Source organism: Stenotrophomonas maltophilia group sp. Smal13 (assembly GCF_030236855.1).
Lineage (GTDB): Bacteria > Pseudomonadota > Gammaproteobacteria > Xanthomonadales > Xanthomonadaceae > Stenotrophomonas > Stenotrophomonas maltophilia_A.
Genome location: NZ_JASJSQ010000058.1, coordinates 14851 through 30981, shown reverse-complemented (window position 1 = coordinate 30981; position 16131 = coordinate 14851). Strand labels below are relative to the sequence as shown.

Here is a 16131-nt window from a genome sequence, read left to right as displayed (position 1 = left end):
GTGAGCCGCATGGATGCGGCGACCGAGCTTACATGGACGTACTTGCAGCGTCCCCTGCACGGCCTACCCACCCTGCCAACCGCATGACCCGCTCTTCGCGACCAAGCCCCCGCCACGAGGGGCTCAGCCGTTCGCCGGAATCACAGTTCCGAACGAATGCGCTCGCGCAGCGCCTGCAGATCCTTGGCAAACGCATCGATACCGGTCGCCAGTTTCTCGGTTGCCATCGGATCGGCCGCCAGGTCGGCTGCGAACTTCGCCGCATCGATCGGGGTCACCGCCACGCCGTCGGCCGCACCGGCCACCAGCTTGCGCGGCAGCTCGCCGTGGTCGGCGTCCAGCTTCTCCAGCAGGTCCGGCGAAATCGTCAGGCGGTCGCAGCCGGCCAGCGCTTCGATCTGCGCGGTCGAACGGAACGAGGCGCCCATCACCACGGTCGGCGAACCGCGGCGCTTGAATTCGGCATACACGCCGCGCACGAACTTCACGCCCGGGTCTTCATCGATGTTGGCCGGGGTCTGGCCGTTGGCCACGTACCAGTCCAGGATGCGGCCGACGAACGGCGAGATCAGGAACGCGCCGGCTTCGCTGCAGGCCAGCGCCTGGGTCGGGTTGAAGATCAGGGTCAGGTTGCAGTCGATGCCCTCGGCCTGCAGGATGCGCGCGGCTTCCACGCCTTCCCAGGTCGCGGCGATCTTGATCAGGATCTTCTCGCGCGGCACGCCGGCATCGGCGTACATCTGGATGAACTGGCGGGCCTTGGCTACGGTGGCAGCGGTGTCGTGGGCCTGGTCGGCATCCACTTCGGTGGACACGCGGCCCGGCACCAGGGTGCTCAGCAGCGCGCCGACGCCGATGGTCAGGCGGTCGGCCACGGCGTGCACCACGGCTTCGCGGTCGCCACTCTGCTGGCGGCCCCAGGCCAGTTCGCGTTCGATCAGCTCGGCGTAGACCGGCAGGTCCAGCGCCTTCTTCACCAGGGTCGGGTTGGTGGTGCAGTCCACCGGCTGCAGGCGCTTGATCGCCTCGTAGTCACCGGTATCGGCAACGACCACGGACAGTTCGCGCAGCTGGGACAGTTTGGACGGGGTACTCATTACGGCTCCTGGTGCAGGGGGATCGAATCGCGCGCGGTGCGCAGCGGTAATCAGGGGCGGTCGTTGTGGACCGCGGTCACGCGCAGGCGCAGCTTGCGGCCGCCGGGCGCGTTCCAGTCGATGCTCTGGCCGATCGAAAGGCCGAGCAGGGCACTGCCGACCGGGGCCAGCACGGAAACCTTGCCTTCATCGACGTTGGCTTCGCGGGGGAAGACCAGGGTCAGGACGTGCTTCTCGCCCGACACTTCATCTTCGCACTCCACGCGCGAATGCATCATGACGATGCCTTCGGGAATCTGGTCCGGTGCCAGCACGGTGGCACGGTTGAGTTCTTCAGCAAGCGCGAGCGCGGCAGGCGTCTGGCTCAGCGCAGGGGATTCGAGCATGGCGTCCAGGCGGTCCATGTCGAAGGTGGAAACGGTGATCGACGGCGGCAGGCCGCTGGCGGTACTCATGGTGAAGCTCCTTGGTTGAAAGCCATGCAAAAGGCGGCACCTGCTGGCGCCGCCTGTCTGTATTGTGGGGACAAATGCGACCGGAATCGACTCCTGCCGATTCCAGGCCGGTGCTGCGGGGGTTCAGCCGTTCAGCGCGGGGCCGGGCAGGGCGGTCGTGTCGCCGGCGGCGTTGACCGCTTCCAGGGTGAACAGCGCCTGCGGCAGGCGCTTGAACTGATCGGCCAGCTCCATCAGGAAGTCGTTCATGGCCGAGCTGCGGCGCCAGATCATGGCGATGCGGCGGCTGGGGCGGCCTTCGCCGGTGAAGTCGAGCAGGCGGATGTTGTTCGAGCGCGGCACCGGCGGCTGCACCGACAGGCTTGGCAGCAGGGTGATGCCGACGTCGGCGGCGACCATCTGCCGCAGCGTTTCCAGGCTGGTGGCGCGGAACTCGGACTTCTCGTTGGCACCGAACAGGCGGCAGACTTCAAGCGCCTGGTCGCGCAGGCAATGGCCATCTTCCAGCAGCAGCAGCTTCTGCGTGGCCAGTTCCTGCACGTCCAGGTGTTCGCGACGGGCCAACGGGTGGCGCCCGGACACGGCCAGCAGGAACGGTTCCTCGAACAGGAACTCGGCATGCAGCTGGTCGTCGATCACCGGCAGGGCCAGCAGTGCAGCGTCGAGCTTGCCTTCGCGCAGGCGGTCCAGCAGCACATCGCTCTTTTCCTCGACCAGCAGCAGTTCCAGCTCCGGGAAGCGATCGCGGATGCGCGGAATCACATGCGGCAGCAGGTACGGGCCCAGGGTCGGGAAGATCCCCAGGCGCACCGTACCGGCTTCCGGATCGCGACTGCGACGTGCCGCTTCCTTCAGCTGTTCCACTTCGGACACGATCACCCGTGCCCGTGCTGCTGCTTCCTGGCCGGCCGGGGTCAGCATCACCTTGCGCGGTGCACGTTCCACCAGCGGCAGGCCCAGCTCTTCTTCCAGCTTGCGGATCTGCGTGGACAGCGTCGGCTGGCTGACGAAGCAGGAGGCGGCAGCCCGGCCGAAATGCTTGTGGTCGGCCAGGGCTACCAGGTACTTCAGATCACGTAGGTTCATCCTTACACCCCAGGGGTAACGGACCGGCTGACGGCATGGTTACCCGACAGGCAGACAATGTTCCCGGTGATCTGGGAACGATGGATCAGGCAGCTTCAGCAACGGCACCGCTGCTGCTGCTCACCGACGAGCGGATCAGGTGGTCGAACGCGCTCAGTGCGGCGGTCGAACCGGCGCCCATGGCAATGATGATCTGCTTGTAGGGTACCGTCGTGCAATCGCCAGCAGCGAACACGCCCGGCAGGTTGGTCTGGCCGCGGTCATCGATGACGACCTCGCCACGCGGCGACAGCGCCACGGTGTCCTTCAGCCACTCGGTGTTGGGCAGCAGGCCGATCTGCACGAAGATGCCTTCCAGCTCGACGCGGTGGGCGTCGCCGCCGACACGGTCCTTGTAGACCAGGCCGGTGACACGGCTGCCGTCGCCCAGCACTTCGGTGGTCTGTGCGCTGGTCAGCACGGTGACGTTGGCCAGGCTGCGCAGTTTCTTCTGCAGCACTTCGTCGGCGCGCAGGCTGGAATCGAACTCCAGCAGGGTTACATGCGACACGATGCCGGCCAGATCGATGGCCGCTTCCACGCCGGAGTTGCCGCCGCCGATCACCGCCACGCGCTTGCCCTTGAACAGCGGACCATCGCAGTGCGGGCAGTAGGCCACGCCCTTGTTGCGGTACTGGTCTTCGCCCGGCACGTTCATCTGGCGCCAGCGTGCGCCGGTGGACAGGATCACCGAACGCGACTTCAGCACCGCGCCGTTCTCCAGCTGCACCTGCACCAGGCCGTCTTCACCGGCCGGCACCAGCGCGCTGGCGCGCTGCAGGTTCATGATGTCCACTTCGTACTCGCGCACGTGCTGTTCCAGCGCGGTGGCCAGCTTCGGGCCCTCGGTCTCCTTCACCGAAATGAAGTTCTCGATCGCCATGGTGTCCAGCACCTGGCCACCGAAACGTTCGGCGGCGATGCCGGTGCGGATGCCCTTGCGTGCAGCATAGATCGCTGCTGCCGCGCCGGCCGGGCCACCGCCCACCACCAGCACGTCGAAGGCGTCCTTGGCGGCGATCTTCTCGGCATCGCGCTTGCTGGCATTGGTGTCCAGCTTGGCGACGATCTGCTCGAGGGTCATGCGACCCTGGTCGAAGACTTCACCGTTGAGGTACACGGTCGGCACCGACATGATCTCGCGCTTCTCGACTTCGTCCTGGAACAGGGCACCGTCGATGGCCACGTGCTGGATGCGTGGGTTGAGTACCGCGGCCAGGTTCAGCGCCTGCACCACGTCCGGGCAGTTCTGGCAGGACAGCGAGAAGTAGGTTTCGAACTTGTATTCACCTTCCAGGTTCTGCACCTGCTCGATCAGCTCGGCGGTGGCCTTGGACGGGTGGCCGCCGACCTGCAGCAGCGCCAGCACCAGCGAGGTGAACTCGTGGCCCATCGGCAGGCCGGCGAAGGTCAGGTGGATATCCTGGCCCGGGGTGCCCAGGTCGAAGGACGGCACACGGCCCTGGCCATCGCGCAGCACCTGCAGCGAGATCTTGTCCGACAGGCTGTCCAGGGTCTGCAGCAGTTCCAGCATTTCCTGCGACTTGGCGCCGTCGTCGGCGTGCGCGGTGATCTGGATCGGGCGGGTCACGCGCTCCAGATAGGTCTTCAGCTGCGACTGCAGGTTGGCGTCCAACATCGGGTCATCTCCTGGCTTCAGGCAAACAGGGGGCGTGGCACCGCTGTAGAAGGTAGCGGACCAGCAGGGGGTAGGGGTGAACCCAAGACAGCGACCGTGGAAGGGGCTGGCTGGCCAAGGCGGGCGAGCGTTGGCTGTCTTGGGTTCACCCCCACGCCGGCGGGGGGACCGGCACGGGGATGAAAGGCGCGCCGTGGCGTGGGGCCACGGCAGGCCGGTACCGCTTTAGATCTTGCCGACCAGGTCCAGCGACGGGGTCAGGGTCTTCTCGCCTTCCTTCCACTTGGCCGGGCACACCTGGTTCGGGTTGGCGGCGGTGAACTGGGCAGCCTTCAGCTTGCGCAGGGTTTCGGAGACGTCACGGGCGATCTCGTTGGAGTGGATCTCCAGGGTCTTGATCACGCCTTCCGGGTTGATGATGAAGGTGCCGCGCAGGGCCAGGCCTTCTTCCGGAATGTGCACGCCGAAGGCGTTGGTCAGCTGGTGGGTCGGGTCGCCGACCAGCGGGAACTGGGCCTTGCCGACGGCCGGCGAGGTTTCGTGCCACACCTTGTGCGAGAAGTGGGTGTCGGTGGTGACGATATAGACCTCGGCGCCGGCCTTCTTGAACTCGGCGTAATGGTCAGCGGCGTCTTCGATCTCGGTCGGGCAGTTGAAGGTGAAGGCGGCCGGCATGAAGATCAGGACCGACCACTGGCCCTTCAGGGTGCTGTCGGAAACCTTGATGAACTCGCCATTCAGGTAAGCATTGGCTTCGAACGGCTGGATCTGGGTGTTGATCAGGGACATCGTTTTTCCTCTGGGTGAAGGGGAGTGGGTGAATCGACAAGACCTAGAGTACCGACTCGCTATCGATAAGAACAATCCATTGATTGCATCTATTTGATAGATACAGTCTATCAGAATGCACTGAGCAGGCACTGAACCCAGACGCTTTCATCCTGCAACTGCCTGTGTGACAAGGAAAATCTTCCGGAACGGCTGAATAGGGCCAATAGTCCCTCCTTATCCCCTCGGGCAGAACCTGAACGGATTGCAGCCTTTTGTAGAGTCGAGCCATGCTCGACTGCGGACCTGTGGATGTGTAGCTCGACTGCGGCAGAAGCAGCCGAGCATGGGCTCCGCTCTACAATTGCGGCATGTTTTCCCAAACCGAACCCTCCCTGCGCCAGATCGTGGCCGAGGCCAGTGCCCGCCTCGGCGGCGTCGAGGCCCGCCACGAGGCCGAACTGCTGCTGCTGCATGTGCTGGAGCGCCCGCGCAGCTGGCTGTTCGCGCATGCTACCGATCCGCTGGCCGCCGCCGACCTGGCCGCCTTCGAAGCGTTGCTGGCCCGCCGTGTGGCCGGCGAGCCGGTGGCCTACCTGACCGGCCGCCGCGGTTTCTGGACGCTGGACCTGGAGGTCGACCCGGCCACGCTGATCCCGCGTCCGGAAACCGAACTGCTGGTCGAGCTGGCGCTGGAGCGCCTGCCGCAGGACCAGGCGCTGCAGCTGGTTGACCTGGGCACCGGCAGCGGTGCGATTGCACTTGCACTGGCCAGCGAACGGCCCCAAGCGCAGGTGCTGGCCACCGATGCCAGCCCGGGCGCGCTGGCCGTGGCCGCGCGCAATGCTGCGCGCCATGAACTGCGCAACGTCCGCTTCGTCGAGGGCGGGCACGACTGGTATGCGCCGCTGCAGGGGGCACGCTTCGACCTGATCGCCAGCAATCCGCCGTACATCGCCAGCGATGATCCGCACCTGGCACAGGGCGACCTGCGTTTTGAACCGGCCACCGCGCTGGCCTCCGGCGTGGATGGACTGGATGACATCCGCCGCATCGTCGACGGTGGCCAGGCCCATCTGCTGCCCGGCGGTTGGCTGCTGATCGAGCACGGTTGGGACCAGGGCGTGGCGATCCGCGCGCTGTTCGACGCGGCGGGTTTTACGGAGGTGCAGACCGTACAGGATCTGGAGCAGCGCGACCGGATCACCCTGGGCCGGCGTCCGGCCTAGAATGGAGGTTCTCCTGCCCCGGCAGGGCATCACCCTGGAGCTGCAAGCATGCGTACGCTGTACCCCGCCATCACCCCCTACGACGTCGGCACCCTGAAGGTCGACGACCGCCACACGCTGTACTTCGAACAGTGCGGCAACCCGGATGGCAAGCCGGTGGTGATGCTGCACGGTGGCCCGGGCGGTGGCTGCAGCGACAAGATGCGCCAGTTCCACGACCCGTCCAAGTACCGCATCATCCTGTTCGACCAGCGCGGTGCCGGCCGTTCCACTCCGCACGCCGACCTGGTGGACAACACCACCTGGGACCTCGTCGCCGATATCGAGAAGCTGCGCGAGCACCTCAAGGTTGATCGCTGGCAGGTGTTCGGCGGCAGCTGGGGTTCAACCCTGGCGCTGGCCTATGCCGAAACCCACCCGCAGCGCGTGACCGAACTGGTCCTGCGCGGCATCTTCATGCTGCGTCGCTGGGAACTGGAATGGTTCTACCAGGAAGGCGCCAACCGCTTGTTCCCGGATGCGTGGGAGCACTACCTCAAGCCGATTCCGTCGGTGGAGCGTCATGACCTGATCTCGGCCTTCCACCGCCGCCTGACCAGCGAAGACGAAACCACCCGCCTGGAAGCGGCCAAAGCCTGGGCGGTGTGGGAAGGCGCGACCAGCTTCCTGCACGTCGACGACGACTTCATCAACAGCCACGAAGACCCGCACTTCGCGCTGGCCTTTGCCCGCATCGAGAACCATTACTTCGTCAACGGCGGCTTCTTCGAGGTGGAAGACCAGCTGCTGCGCGACGCGCACCGCATCGCTGACATTCCCGGCGTGATCGTGCACGGCCGCTACGACGTGGTCTGCCCGCTGGCCAACGCCTGGGACCTGACCAAGGTGTGGCCGAAGGCGAAGCTGGAAATCACGCCGGCCTCGGGCCACTCGGCGTTCGAAGCCGAAAACGTGGACGCGCTGGTGCGCGCCACCGATAGCTTCGCCTGATCGGTAACGCCGGGCCATGCCCGGCGCTATCGGCCCTCATCCGCGCATGGCGTGGATCTACCGCAGCCTGGTAGTGCCGGCCGCTGGCCGGCAACCCGGAAACGGTTGGATGCGCGCAGACGCCGGCCAGCGGCCGGCGCTACCACTGCCCGGCCAGCAACGCGTCGGCCAGTACCTGCAGCTTCGGCGAATGCTGGCGCGACGGTGGGTAGATCAACGACAGTTCGCGGCTGCGGCCTTCGAACGGCTGCAGCACGCGCTGCAGGCGGCCATCGGCCAAGGCGTCGGCCACCGCGAAATCCATCACCTGCACGATGCCGATACCGGCGATGGCCGCTTCCACCAGCGGATCGCCGCTGTCGAACACCATACGCGTTGGCGGCGTGAACTCGCGCAGTTGCCCGTCCTGCAGGAACTGCCAGTCCACCAGCCGGCCACTGCGCAGGTTGCGCACCGCCAGGCAGGCATGGTCCTGCAGCGCGGCCACATCGTCCGGTGCGCCACAGCGGGCCAGATAGGCGGGGCTGGCCACCGTCACCCAGCGCAGCGGCCGCAATGGCCGCGCGACGATGCGCTGGTCGGCGATGACGCCGGTGCGCAGCGCGGCATCGAAGCCTTCCTCGACCAGATCGACCAGACGGTCGCTGAGCACCGCTTCCACCTGCAGCTGCGGATGCTGTTGCAGCAACGGCGCCAGCATCGGCACTAGCACCTTGCGCCCGAACATCGACGGCGCACTGATCTTCAACGTGCCCGAGGGCGTGCACGGGCGGTCGGCCAGTTGCCGCTCGGCATCGTCCAGGCCGGCCAGCAGCGGTGCCACCTGTTCGACGAATTGGCGGCCATCCGGGGTCAGCGCCACATTGCGGGTGTTCCGCTGCAGCAGCTTCACCCCCAGCGTGGCTTCCAGCCTTCCGATCGCGCGCGACAGGCCGGACTGGCTCAGGCCCAGTTGGCCGGCGGCCACGGTGAAACTGCGGGCTTCGGCCACCTGCACCAGCATGCGCACCGCATTGAGGTCCATCGAGGCTGCATTCATGCTGAAAATCATGACAGATATGGTCGCTTAGGGGTTTATTGATTGGGCTGCATCAATGAGACTGCGCTCCCCCACCGCGCCAGACCGCCGATGCCTCCCCTCAAATACCCGCGCTGGGCGCTGACCCTGCTGGCCACCGCCCAGCTGATCATCGCCCTGGATGCCACCATCATCTTCGTTGCCCTGCATGACATGGGCCGCGCGCTGCAGATCAACGCGCAGCAGCTGCAATGGGTGGTCAGTGCCTACACCGTGGCCTTCGGCGGCAGCCTGCTGCTCGGCGGGCGCGCCGCCGACCTGATCGGCCGCCGCCGCTTCTACCGGCTGGGCATGCTGCTGTTCGCGCTGGCCTCGCTGCTCGGCGCGCTGGCGCCGAACGCCACGCTGTTGATCATCGCGCGCGCCGCACAAGGCGTCGGGGCGGCGCTGCTGTTCCCGGCCACGCTGGCGCTGACCAACACGCTGTACGCCGAAGGCCCGGTACGCAATCGTGCGCTGGCGATCTGGAGCATGGCCAGCGCGGTGGGCCTGGCGCTGGGCACGCTGCTCGGCGGCGTGCTGACCCAGGCGTTCGGCTGGCCGGCGGTGCTGGCGGTGATCGTGCCGCTGGCCACGGCGTGCGCGGTCGCGGCCGGTACATGGCTGCCGGCCGATGGTCCACGCGTGCAGGGCCGTTCCTTCGATCTGGCCGGTTGTCTCACTGTCACCGCTGGCGGCAGCCTGCTGGTCACCACCCTCGTGCAAGGGCCGGAGTGGGGCTGGACGGCGCCGGCTACGCTCATCTGCCTGCTGCTTTCAGCCGTACTGTTGACGGTGTTCGTACAGATCGAAAAGCGCAGCCGTGACCCGCTGATGCAGTTTTCGCTGTTGCGCCTGCCCGGCCTCCGCGCCGCGCTGGGTCTGACCTTCGCTTTCATGAGCAGCTATGGCGTGCAGTACTACTTCCTGGCGCTCTACTTCCAGGATGGCTATGGCTGGAGCCCGCTGCAGGCCGGTATGGCCTTCCTGCTGCCGACATTGGTGTGCACCTTCGGCATCCGGATTGCCGAACGCATGCTGCGGCGCCGTTCGCCACGGCAGGTGCTGGCCTGGGGCTTCGCCGCAGGTGCCGTCGGCATCGCCGCGGTTGCGTTGGCGATGCCGCATGGCGCCAGCTACTGGCCGCTGTTGCCGGGCATCGTGGTGCTCAGCGTCGGCCAGGGCATGAGCTGGACGGCGATGTGGATCGTGGCCGGGCAGGGCGTGCCGGGTCCGCAGCAAGGCGTCGCGTCCGGCATGGCGGCCACCGCCCAGCAGATCGGCGGCGCCTTGGGATTGGCGGTACTGGTGATGGTCGCCAACGCCGCGCGCGGCACGCAGGCGGCAACCAGCCCTGATGCGTTGCAGGGCATGGTCAATGCACAGTACGGCGCCGCGCTGTTCGCCGCGCTCGGCGTGGTGATCGCGCTGGGCCTGCGCCCGGCGCCGGTAGACTCGGCAGCGACTGCCTGCCTGAGCACCGACGCATGATCGAACTGCTGGATCTGCAACAGACCCTGCATGCCTTCGCTGCCTGCAACGATGACGATGAGGTGTGGAACGCCTTCGGCTGGGTGATGGCCAGCAACGAGGACCTGCTGGCTGCGCGGTTGTGGTTGCCGTCATCCAGTGATGAAGCGCTGGATGACGACGGCGAGCGATCGGCCGCTTCGGCAGCGATGGGGCTGTTCCCGTATCTGGAGCCGGCCACGTTTGCCGACGTGCTGGATGTGCAGAAGCGGCAACGCCCGCTGTCGTCGCTGCAGGACTACGCGCAGGCACTGGCGTACTACGCCGAGTACGACGCGTTCCAGCAGGTCGAGGGTATCGACGAGGCTCTGGGCGAAGCGGGTGCTGAGGAACAAGTGGAGGCGCGCGAGGCAGGGGTGGGCGCAGGCATCTTCGCTTCCTTCGATCTGACGCTGAAGGCGTGCTCGGAGGGGCAGATCAAAGCCGCAGCGCAGCGCGTGGCGCGCCTGCTGGAGATTCCGGTGGGCGAGGCGTTGGCGCGCTGCCGTGCGTTGCCGCTGGTGCTGGGTGAGGCGCTGGATCGTCGCCGCGCGCAGGCGATCAAGGATGATCTCGAAGCGATCGGTGCGACCGTGCAGGTGCACGGGTTCAAGCCGTTCCCGTGGATGGACGCGCCCGTATTGCGTTGAACAACACCATCCACGCATGGCGTGGATCTACTGGGGTATCGCGAGTAGATCCACGCCATGCGTGGATGGGATCATGCCAGGGCCAGCAACTGCGGCTGCAACGCGCTGAAGATCCGCGCCAGCCGCTCCGCCCATGCCTGCTGCCCGGCGGCATCGGCGATCAGGTCCTGGCGGATCTCCAGTTCCACGTGCACCAGACCGCGGCCCTCGCCATGCACCGGCACCGCGTAGTCGCTGGTGCTGCTGACCGAATAGGGTTCGTTGTCACCCACCACCAGGTCGCCTTCGTCGCGCAGTGCCTGCAGCAGTGCATGCGCAAAGCGCGTGTCCTGGTGGTACAGCACGCCGGCATGCCACGGCCGCTGCATGCCGTTCATCGCCGGGGTGAAGCTGTGCATCATCACCAGCAGGGTGGGGCGACCGGCATCGCGGCGTGCGTCCAGTTCGGCGTCGATGCGTGCGTGGTACGGCGCATGGATCGCATCAATGCGCTGTTGCCGCTGCGCCGCCGACAGACCGGCATTGCCCGGGACCACGGTGTGGTCGCTCACCTCCGGAATCAGCGTCGGCGAGGCCAGTGGGCGGTTGCAGTCGATCAGCAGCCGCGAATAGGTCTGTTCGATCGCCCAGGCATCCAGCCGTTCGGCCAGTGCGCGGGTGGTGCCGGCAATGCCGATGTCCCAGCCGATGTGGCGATCCAGTTCGACCTGCGGCAAGCCCAGGCCGGCGAGGGCACGCGGTACCTGCTGGCCGGCGTGGTCGGCCAGCAGCAGGTACGGCGACGCGCCCTGCGCCCGGTGGATCGCGTAGATTGCCGGATCATCGGCGCCGAGCAGCGCCGACAGCGCATGCAGGTCGGCGTCAGCCACGCGGGCGCCCGTCCAGGTGGTGCTCGATCATCCACAGGCCAGCCCAGAGCTTGGCGTCCAGCTCGTAGCCTTCGCCCATCTTCTGCACCAGCCAGGCCGCGGCCTCACTGCGTGGAATCTCGTGCACGGTGATGTCCTCGCTGTCATCACCGCCACCTTCGCCGATCCGGCGCAGGCCGGTAGCGCGTACGAAGGCGATCTTCTCGCTGCTGGCGCCGGACGACGTCGGGCCGATCATCAGCACTTCGGCGTGATCGGCGGTCCAGCCGGTTTCTTCTTCCAGTTCGCGCACGGCCGAGACTTCAATCGATTCGCCGGCGTGGATGTCGCCGACCAGGCCGGCCGGCATCTCGATGGTGGGTGCCTGCAGCGGCACGCGGAACTGCTCGACGAACAGCACCTTGTCCTCCGGGGTGACGGCGATGATGATCGCGGCCAGGCCACCGGCGTGGGTACGTTCGCTGTATTCCCAGGTGCCGCGCACCAGCATGCGCTGGTACTTGCCTTCATAGACGACACGCGGGGCTTCGGTGTTGCGCTGGCTCATGCGGGCTCGCCGGAATTGGAAAAGGATGGAGTGGGAACGGGGTCGGCCACACCGGCGGCATCGAACAGCCGGCGGCGGGTCATCGGGCCGAAGCGCAGGGTCTGGCACAGGCCACCGAGCAGCTCCGGATCGGCTGCCTGGCGCAGCAGCCCGGGCTGGCTGCCTTCCAGCGGCGCGTCCAGCGCGATGGTGGTCAGCTGGCGCCAGAGCTGGGCGTGCTCGCGCTGCTCGCGCAGGCGCACCGCCATCTGTGCCGCGCCGCGCAGGCGCAGGAACGGCACTTCGTCCAGGCGTTCGTACAGCGCATCCATGCTGCCGAAGTGGGCCAGCAGCACGGCGGCGGACTTGCTGCCGACACCACTGACACCGGGAATGTTGTCCACCGCATCGCCGCACAGTGCCAGGTAATCGGCGATCTGGTGCGCGTGCACGCCGTGCCGCGCCTTCACTCCGGCTACGTCCCAACGCTGGTTGCGTGCGTAGTCCCACTGCTCGTCGTGATCCAGCAGCAGCTGCGACAGGTCCTTGTCGGCGGAGATGATCACCCCGCGGTGGCTGCCACGGTGCACGTGCAGGGCGCTGCCGATCAGGTCATCGGCTTCGTATTCGTGGTGGGCAAGCACCGCAAGGCCCAACGCCGCGCACAGCGCCTTGCAGTGTACGAACTGGCGCTTGAGCGCTTCCGGCGCCGGGTCCCGATTGGCCTTGTAGGCCGGATACAGCCGGTGGCGGAAGCCGCTGTCGAGTGCTTCGTCGAAGGCGATGGCGATGTGCCGCGGGCGCTCGCGTTCGAGCAGATCGAGCAGGAAGCGGGCGAAGCCGTGCACGGCGTTGGTCGGCCAGCCCTGCGCGTCCTGGAACTGGTCCGGCAGCGAGTGCCAGGCGCGGAACACGTAGATGCTGGCGTCGACCAGATACAGCGATGGCGGTGGTGCCGGCAGGCTCATGCCGGTGGCGTCCAGTCGCGCAGCAGGGCCGCCGGATCGGGGCGCTCGCGCTCAGGTACATCGGCCTTGGGTGTACCGATGTGGATGAAGCCGGCGATGCGTTCGCCTTCGACCAGGCCCAGGTGGGCCTGTACCGCCGGATCGAAGGCCATCCAGGCGGTCAGCCACTGCGCGCCGAAGCCCAGCGCCTGCGCGGCCTGCAGCAGGGCGAAGCAGACGCAGCCGGCGGTCATCAGCTGTTCCTGTTCGGGCACCTTCGGGTCTGGCCGCGGGCTGGCCACCACCACGATCACCAGCGGCGCATGGCTGAAACGCTGGCGGTCCTTCTCGAATACTGCCTCGCCCGCATGCGGGTCGCGCTGGCGGCTGCGCTCGGCCAGGAAGTCGCCCAGAGTGTGACGTGCATCGCCGGCGATCTTCAGGAAGCGGAACGGTACGCGCTTGCCGTGGTCGGGCACGCGCACGGCCGAGGCCAGCATGCGCTGCAGGGTGGCTGGATCCGGTCCGGGCTCGCCCAGTTGCCGCGAGGGCACCGAGCGGCGGGCATCCAGGGCAAGCAGGGCAGCGGGGTCGGGCATGGAGTCTGAACCGGTCATCACGGGTGTTTGATTATAGTCGGGGTGGTCAATGACGCCGTCTGTGTCGCGTCCCGCCCCTGAATATCAAACTGTGATGAACATCATGCCACTGGCGGGAAAGGGACGACCGCTTCCTCTCGCCTCGTGGGCCTCGCACGGCTTACGATATCTATCTTGCCGGGCCGCCGGTCATGAGGTTTGAAGTGAGGACTGTTTCACTGTCCGTGACGGGCTGGCCGGCCTACCATCGACGTACCGGCACATGGGGTGTGCCGGCCGTCGCGATGTCCATGCTGTCTGTCGTACCAGAGAAGGTGGGGAGCCTTCCCGAATGATGAGCGCGCCCACACCGATGGGATCGCCGGGCCGTGACCCGGTCCAGCTTCAGCGTGCCCGGGACATGGTCCTGCCGGCGCTGTGCCAGGCGTTCGGGGCCGCACTGGCGCGTTTCGACGATGCACTGTTCGACCGCGCCGGCAATGCTGGCTCGTCGCAGCTGCTGTTCCTGGATGCGATGCGCGAGCTGCGCCGTCGCCGTGAGGACATCGCCGCCGCCTTCGCCGGCCACCTGCAGCGGGCCTGGGATGCACTGGCCAGTGGCGAGCCGTTGTCGGCCGAAGCCACCCTGTCCGGGCCGGCCGAGGATGGCCTGAGCCTGCTGGCTGAACATGTACTGGAATCGCGGCTGGCGGTGCGCAATTTCGCCACCGTGCTGCTGCGTGACTTCAAGCCGGTGCTGGCGCGGCTGGACCGCCGCCTCGGCCGCCTGATCGGCGGCGCCGAGCTGGATGCCGATCACAACCCGGTCAGCCCCGAACATCTGGGCGTGGCCATCCATGAGGCCTTTGCCGGCTGCGAACTGGCGCCGGAAGTGCACCTGGTGCTGATAAAGCTGTGTGAGCGCGACCTGCGCGCGCCGGTGGGCCGCATCTACGAGAAGCTGGACGAGCAGCTGGCCGCCGCTGGCGTGATGTCGCAGATGGGGGCGCCGCGGCGTCCATTGTCGGCCGCGCCCGACCCGCGCATGGCGCCCGGGTCGGACGATCTGGTCGAGCCGCGCCACGCGGCGGGCTTCGAATCCGAATTCAGCGATGATGAACAGGCCGCGCCGGCCTGGGCACAGCGCTTCGCTGCGCGCTGGTCCGAGCGCCGTGGCCACATGCAGCAGCACCTCGGGAGCGAGGATGCCGGCAACGGCGAGGCGTATGCCGGCCAGCAGGGAATGCTGCTGGAGGCCCTGCATGAGCTGCTGCAGCAGACCCGTCATGTCCGCGAAGACGCCACCTCGGCAGCGCAGGTCGCGGTTGGCCAGCACCGCCCGTTGAGCCAGCGCGAGATGATGTCGGTGCTGTCGCTGCTGCAGGCCACGCCCAGTGCCACCCTGCGTGCGGCCATCGGCGAGGATGGCGAATCACTGGCGCAGCGGCTGAAGAGTGAAGTGCTGTCCAGCGCCACCCGTCTCGGCGTCGATCCTGGCCAGACCCGGCTGGACCCGCAGGACGAAGATGCGATCGATCTGGTCGGCATGCTGTTCGACGTGATGCTGGACGAACGCGAGCTGGAGGGCCGTTCGCGCGAGCTGATCGGCCGCCTGGTGGTGCCCTTCGTCAAGGTGGCGATGCTCGACCGCCGCATGTTCGTGCAGAAGACCCACCCGGCCCGCAAGCTGCTCAACTCGCTGGCCGAAGCCTGCGAGGGGAATACCGGCGAAAGCCAGGCCGAGCGCATGCTGATGGCCAAGGTCGAGGAAATCATCGAGCGCCTGGTGGCTGAGTTCAACGAGAACCTGGCGATCTTCCTGACCCTGGAAGAAGAATTCCGCGAGTTCCTCGTGCAGCACCGCCGCCGTGTGGAAATCGCCGAGCGCCGCGCCGCCGAAACGCAGCGCGGCCAGGAGAAGCTGGAAATGGCCCGCAGCCGGGCGGGTGCCGAACTGGATCGCCGCATCGGCGATGCCACCCTGCCGCCGGCCATCGCTGAGTTCCTGCGCCAGCCATGGCAGCACCACCTGACCCTGGCGCTGCTGCGCGAGGGCGAGGAGGGCGCGTCGGTGGCCGAGGCACTGAGCCTGGCTGACGGCCTGCTGGAGGAAGTGGCCGAGGCCCGCCGCCAGATCGTCGGCAAGCCGTGGCTGCAGGCCTGGCAGCCGGTGCTGGCCAAGGTATTTGCCAGTGTCGGCGTGCACGGCGATGCCGCCACCGGTGCCATCGACGCCCTGCACGACACCCTGCAGGGCATTGCGGAATCGCGACCGGAACTGCAGCGCGCGCTGCCGGAGCTGCCGCAGGTTGCCTTGCCGGCGCCGCCGGTGGCTGAGTCGCCAGCGGTGGAGCTCGGCGGGCAGATCGACGCCGACGATTTCGACAACGCCGACGCCGACCGCTTCCGACGCATGGAAATCGGCAACTGGCTGGACTTCGTCGACAAGGACGGCAAGGTGCAGGCCGGCAAGCTGTCCTGGGTCAGCCCGATTTCCTCGCGCCTGCTGTTCGTCAACCGCCGCGGCGTGCGCTTCTGCGTGGCCTCGCCGGAAGAACTGGCGGTGATGGTGCGGCTGGGCCGCCTGCGCGCCCACGTCGACGATGGCGCCTTCGACAGCGCGATGCAGGGTGTGATCGATCGGCTGGACCCGGGCAGCGCAACACTGCACTGAGCCGTGGCCGCCTGCTAG

At 67.2% G+C, this 16131-nt stretch carries 15 protein-coding genes; 5 read left to right on the top strand and 10 right to left on the bottom strand.

All coding sequences use genetic code 11. From position 1 onward, the window contains the following. Positions 1–140 precede the first annotated feature (140 nt). The 5 genes from QRO95_RS17420 to ahpC form a co-directional block, all read right to left on the bottom strand. Positions 141–1097 carry a transaldolase gene (locus tag QRO95_RS17420; RefSeq protein ID WP_121504911.1) on the bottom strand — a complete coding sequence of 319 codons (957 nt, stop codon included), beginning with the start codon at positions 1095–1097 and terminating at the stop codon, positions 141–143. Between the two features lie 50 nt (positions 1098–1147). After that, a complete protein-coding gene (gene rnk, locus QRO95_RS17415) occupies positions 1148–1552 on the bottom strand; it encodes a nucleoside diphosphate kinase regulator (protein WP_005408156.1) in 405 nt (134 codons plus the stop codon). 123 nt (positions 1553–1675) lie between these two features. After that, a complete protein-coding gene (locus tag QRO95_RS17410) occupies positions 1676–2638 on the bottom strand; it encodes a LysR substrate-binding domain-containing protein (protein WP_032129919.1) in 963 nt (320 codons plus the stop codon). 85 nt (positions 2639–2723) lie between these two features. After that, entirely contained in the window at positions 2724–4316 is a 1593-nt protein-coding gene (gene ahpF, locus QRO95_RS17405; RefSeq protein WP_100437922.1) for an alkyl hydroperoxide reductase subunit F, read from the bottom strand. A 225-nt stretch (positions 4317–4541) separates the two neighbouring features. Further along, a complete protein-coding gene (gene ahpC / locus QRO95_RS17400) occupies positions 4542–5105 on the bottom strand; it encodes an alkyl hydroperoxide reductase subunit C (protein ID WP_004144811.1) in 564 nt (187 codons plus the stop codon). Between the two features lie 350 nt (positions 5106–5455). Here ahpC and prmC point away from each other — a divergent pair, with 350 nt between their 5' ends. Together prmC and pip are read left to right on the top strand one after the other, a co-directional pair. Then, entirely contained in the window at positions 5456–6313 is an 858-nt protein-coding gene (prmC, locus tag QRO95_RS17395) for a peptide chain release factor N(5)-glutamine methyltransferase (RefSeq protein ID WP_285303095.1), read from the top strand. A 48-nt stretch (positions 6314–6361) separates the two neighbouring features. Beyond that, on the top strand, positions 6362–7303 hold the full coding sequence (gene pip, locus QRO95_RS17390) for a prolyl aminopeptidase (RefSeq protein ID WP_032130095.1): 942 nt from the start codon (positions 6362–6364) through the stop codon (positions 7301–7303). A gap of 139 nt (positions 7304–7442) precedes the next feature. On the opposite strand, the gene QRO95_RS17385 is transcribed toward pip, so the two are convergent. Beyond that, positions 7443–8327: a LysR family transcriptional regulator gene (locus QRO95_RS17385; protein WP_125895506.1), complete on the bottom strand. Its 885-nt coding sequence runs from the start codon at positions 8325–8327 to the stop codon at positions 7443–7445. A gap of 105 nt (positions 8328–8432) precedes the next feature. Between QRO95_RS17385 and QRO95_RS17380 the strand changes: the two genes are divergently transcribed. Both QRO95_RS17380 and QRO95_RS17375 read left to right on the top strand, forming a co-directional pair. Beyond that, complete coding sequence (locus QRO95_RS17380; protein WP_285303094.1) at positions 8433–9851, top strand: MFS transporter; 1419 nt, start codon at positions 8433–8435, stop codon at positions 9849–9851. Continuing rightward, positions 9848–10519: a hypothetical protein gene (locus QRO95_RS17375; RefSeq protein ID WP_285303093.1), complete on the top strand. Its 672-nt coding sequence runs from the start codon at positions 9848–9850 to the stop codon at positions 10517–10519. The genes QRO95_RS17380 and QRO95_RS17375 overlap by 4 nt, the downstream gene beginning before the upstream one ends. 71 nt (positions 10520–10590) lie before the next feature. Here the strand turns inward: QRO95_RS17375 and QRO95_RS17370 are convergent, their stop codons facing one another. Genes QRO95_RS17370 through QRO95_RS17355 form a run of 4 tightly spaced genes read right to left on the bottom strand, consistent with a single transcriptional unit; the run spans position 10591 to position 13460 of the window. Next, complete coding sequence (locus QRO95_RS17370) at positions 10591–11388, bottom strand: N-formylglutamate amidohydrolase (RefSeq protein WP_285303092.1); 798 nt, start codon at positions 11386–11388, stop codon at positions 10591–10593. Beyond that, positions 11381–11935: an NUDIX hydrolase gene (locus QRO95_RS17365; protein WP_010481791.1), complete on the bottom strand. Its 555-nt coding sequence runs from the start codon at positions 11933–11935 to the stop codon at positions 11381–11383. Before QRO95_RS17365 ends, QRO95_RS17370 begins: the two co-directional genes overlap by 8 nt. Next, positions 11932–12882, bottom strand: a complete 951-nt coding sequence (locus QRO95_RS17360) for a 5'-3' exonuclease H3TH domain-containing protein (RefSeq protein WP_032130090.1) — start codon at positions 12880–12882, stop codon at positions 11932–11934. The genes QRO95_RS17365 and QRO95_RS17360 overlap by 4 nt, the downstream gene beginning before the upstream one ends. Beyond that, complete coding sequence (locus tag QRO95_RS17355) at positions 12879–13460, bottom strand: nitroreductase (RefSeq protein ID WP_049399990.1); 582 nt, start codon at positions 13458–13460, stop codon at positions 12879–12881. Before QRO95_RS17355 ends, QRO95_RS17360 begins: the two co-directional genes overlap by 4 nt. A gap of 331 nt (positions 13461–13791) precedes the next feature. Between QRO95_RS17355 and QRO95_RS17350 the strand changes: the two genes are divergently transcribed. Next, positions 13792–16113, top strand: a complete 2322-nt coding sequence (locus QRO95_RS17350) for a DUF1631 domain-containing protein (protein WP_049422876.1) — start codon at positions 13792–13794, stop codon at positions 16111–16113. The last annotated feature ends 18 nt before the right edge of the window (positions 16114–16131 follow it).